Annotated in this window: 4 protein-coding genes; 1 reads left to right on the top strand and 3 read right to left on the bottom strand. The window is 72.8% G+C overall.

What is annotated here, in order from left to right; translation table 11 throughout:
• The 3 genes from C667_RS21810 to cysQ all read right to left on the bottom strand — a co-directional run.
• The coding region (locus C667_RS21810) for a DUF8744 domain-containing protein (protein ID WP_004384861.1) at positions 1 to 275 on the bottom strand (275 nt) is incomplete at its 3' end.
• Positions 272 to 592 (bottom strand): metal-sulfur cluster assembly factor, encoded by a 321-nt coding sequence (locus tag C667_RS21805; RefSeq protein WP_004384859.1) that lies wholly within the window; start codon positions 590 to 592, stop codon positions 272 to 274. The genes C667_RS21805 and C667_RS21810, both read right to left, overlap by 4 nt.
• A 241-nt stretch (positions 593 to 833) precedes the next feature.
• Positions 834 to 1,604, bottom strand: a complete 771-nt coding sequence (cysQ, locus tag C667_RS21800; protein ID WP_004384857.1) for a 3'(2'),5'-bisphosphate nucleotidase CysQ — start codon at positions 1,602 to 1,604, stop codon at positions 834 to 836.
• Positions 1,605 to 1,750: 146 nt separating this feature from the next.
• Here cysQ and dnaX point away from each other — a divergent pair.
• On the top strand, positions 1,751 to 2,919 hold a 1,169-nt coding region (gene dnaX / locus C667_RS21795; RefSeq protein ID WP_004384856.1), incomplete at its 3' end, for a DNA polymerase III subunit gamma/tau.

Below are 2,919 nucleotides of genomic sequence, written 5' to 3'. Positions count from 1 at the left end.
AGCGGGCCGCCGGCGAGCAGCAGCACGCCGCCCGCGCCGGCGGCGGCCGGTCCGGCGTAGGGCCACAGGCCGCCGAGCGCGACCGCGCGCTCGAGGCAGATGACGGTGCCGAAGAAGGCGCAGATCATCAGCGCCGCGTGATTGCCCGCATGCACGGCGGCGAGCGCCGGCACCTCCACGCCCAGGCGGGCGAGGCCGGCGAACACGCCGGTGAGCAGCGACAGCAGCCCGAGCACCAGCAGGGGCACGCGCGCGAGTGGGGGCAGGGTGTTCATCCGTTCCAGCCGAAGTGCGCGCGCGCGCCTTCTTCCATCATCGCCGGCGACCACGGCGGATCCCACACCAGCTCGACGCGGATGTTCACCTCGGGCGGCAGCAGGGGGTCGAGCACCGCGTCGATGTTGTCGAGGATCATGTCGGAGAGCGGGCAGGCCGGCGTCGTCATCGTGAGCTCGATGTAGAGCTCGCCGGGTGCGCAGTCGATGCGGTAGATCAGCCCGAGATCGACGATGTTCATGCCGACCTCGGGGTCGATGACCTGGCGCAGGGCGTGGCGGATCTCTTCGGCGTCGGGGGTCGGGGGGGAGCTCATGCGTCGGGTTCCAGAGTCGGTTGGGTCGCGCCCGGATCGGCTGCGGACGGGGCTGAAAGGCTTGGCCGGCGTGCCGCAGGCCGGAGGTCATTGTGGGCGAGTGCGGCGATTCGTTCAATGCGCGCCGCGGCTGCTTCGCCAGTTCTGCCAGGCGCGAAGGTAGCCGCGCTGCGCGTCACGCCCCGCAACCCTGGAGGCGCGGGCGATCGCGCCGGGGTGGCCGCCGTCTCCCGCGCCGGCTTCAGTCCAGCCCGCTGGCGACGAAGTGCGGGTTCTCGAGGCCGGCCTTGCCGTAGCGCAGCGGCTCGCCCGCAAGGGTGCGGACGCTGCCGCCAGCGGCGGCGAGCACGGCGTGTGCGGCGGCGGTGTCCCATTCCATGGTGCGGCCCAGGCGCGGGTAAAGGTCCGCCTCGCCGGCCGCGATCAGGCACAGCTTGAGCGAGGAGCCGGCGTTCGCGAGGGCGGCGACCCTGCGGCCGGCGAGGAAGGTGTCGAGCGCCGCGGCGTCGCCGTGCGAGCGGCTGGCGACCACGGTGAGGCCGGCCGCAGGTGGCTTGCGGCAATGGATCGGCCGGCGCTTGCCGTCCTCTTCGAGGAAGGCGCCGATGCCGTCGGCGCCGAGGAAGAGGCGTCCGAGCGCCGGGGCGAGCACCGCGCCGAGCACCGGCGCGCCGTCTTCGATCAGCGCCACGTTCACGGTGAACTCGCCGTTGCGGTTCACGAACTCGCGCGTGCCGTCGAGTGGGTCGACCAGCCAGAAAAGGCGGCCTGCTGCGGGCTGGAGGCCGCCGGCGACCGCCTCCTCGGCGACGACCGGGAGGTCCGGCCGCAGCTTCAGGAGCGCACGGGTGATGAGCGCCTCGGCGCGCGCGTCGGCTGCGGTCAGCGCAGAGCCGTCCGCCTTTTCCTGGGCGCTGAAGTCGGAGCGGTAAACCTCCATCACTGCCGCCCCGGCGGCACGGACGATCGGGACGAGGGCTTCGAGCAGCCAGGAGGTGGTGGCGATGTCCATCGGGCGGGAAGGGAGGCACGGGGGAGGAGCGGGCAGTCTAACCGCAGCGTGGCGCAGGCGCCGCGCGAGGCGATCCCGCCATGCCACGGCGGGCGAGCCGTCGAGCGCGCGGGCCGGCGCCCGCCGCTCTGCTAGAATCGCCCGCCATGAGCTATCAGGTCCTCGCACGCAAGTGGCGGCCGAAATCCTTCGGCACGCTGGTCGGTCAGGAGCACGTCGTGCGTGCGCTGACGCACGCGCTCGCCACCGGGCGGCTGCATCACGCCTGGCTGTTCACCGGCACGCGCGGCGTGGGCAAGACCACCATCAGCCGCATCCTCGCCAAGGCGCTCAACTGCGAGACCGGCATCACCGCCGAGCCCTGCGGCGTGTGCGACGCCTGCCGCGCGATCGACGCCGACCGCTTCCCCGACTACGTCGAGATGGACGCGGCCTCGAACCGCGGCGTCGAGGAGATGGCGGCCCTGCTCGACAAGGCGGTGTATGCGCCGGTGCAGGGGCGCTTCAAGGTCTACATGATCGACGAAGTGCATATGCTCACCGGGCACGCCTTCAACGCCATGCTGAAGACGCTCGAGGAGCCGCCCGAGCATGTGAAGTTCATCCTCGCCACCACCGACCCGCAGAAGATCCCGGTGACGGTGCTGTCGCGCTGCCTGCAGTTCAACCTCAAGCAGATGCCGCAGGGCCACATCGTCGACCACCTGGCGCGAATCCTGCAGGCCGAGGAGGTGGCGTTCGAGCCGGCGGCGCTGCGCCACCTCGCCAAGGCGGCGGCGGGCTCGATGCGCGACGCGCTGTCGCTGCTCGACCAGGCGATCGCGCACGGCGCGGGCCGGGTCGAGGAGGAGCAGGTCAGCCACATGCTCGGCACCGTGGGCGACGACCACCTGTATGCGGTGCTCGACGCGCTCGCCGCGGGCGACGTGCCGGCGCTGCTCGCGGTGGCCGACGGCATGGAGGCGAGGAGCCTGTCCTTCGACGCCGCGCTGCAGGCGCTGGCCACGCTGGTGCATCGCGTCGCGCTCGCCCAGTACGCGCCGGCGGCGATCGCCGACGAGCTCGAGCGCGCGCGCATCCTCGGCTACGTCGAGCGCTTCGACGCCGAATTCCTCCAGCTCGCCTACCAGGTCGCGATCCACGGCCGCGACGAGCTGCCGCTCGCGCCGGACGACTACACCGGCTTCACGATGACCCTGCTGCGCCTCCATGCCTTCCGCCCGGAGCAGCCGGCCGCGCTCGGCGGGCCGGGTGTGCGTCCAGGGCCGGACGCCGGACGCGCGCGTGTGCCCGCGGCGGCGAGCGAGGGCGGCGG

Source organism: Thauera phenylacetica B4P (assembly GCF_000310225.1).
Lineage (GTDB): Bacteria > Pseudomonadota > Gammaproteobacteria > Burkholderiales > Rhodocyclaceae > Thauera > Thauera phenylacetica.
This window is presented reverse-complemented; position numbering and strand designations above follow the sequence as displayed.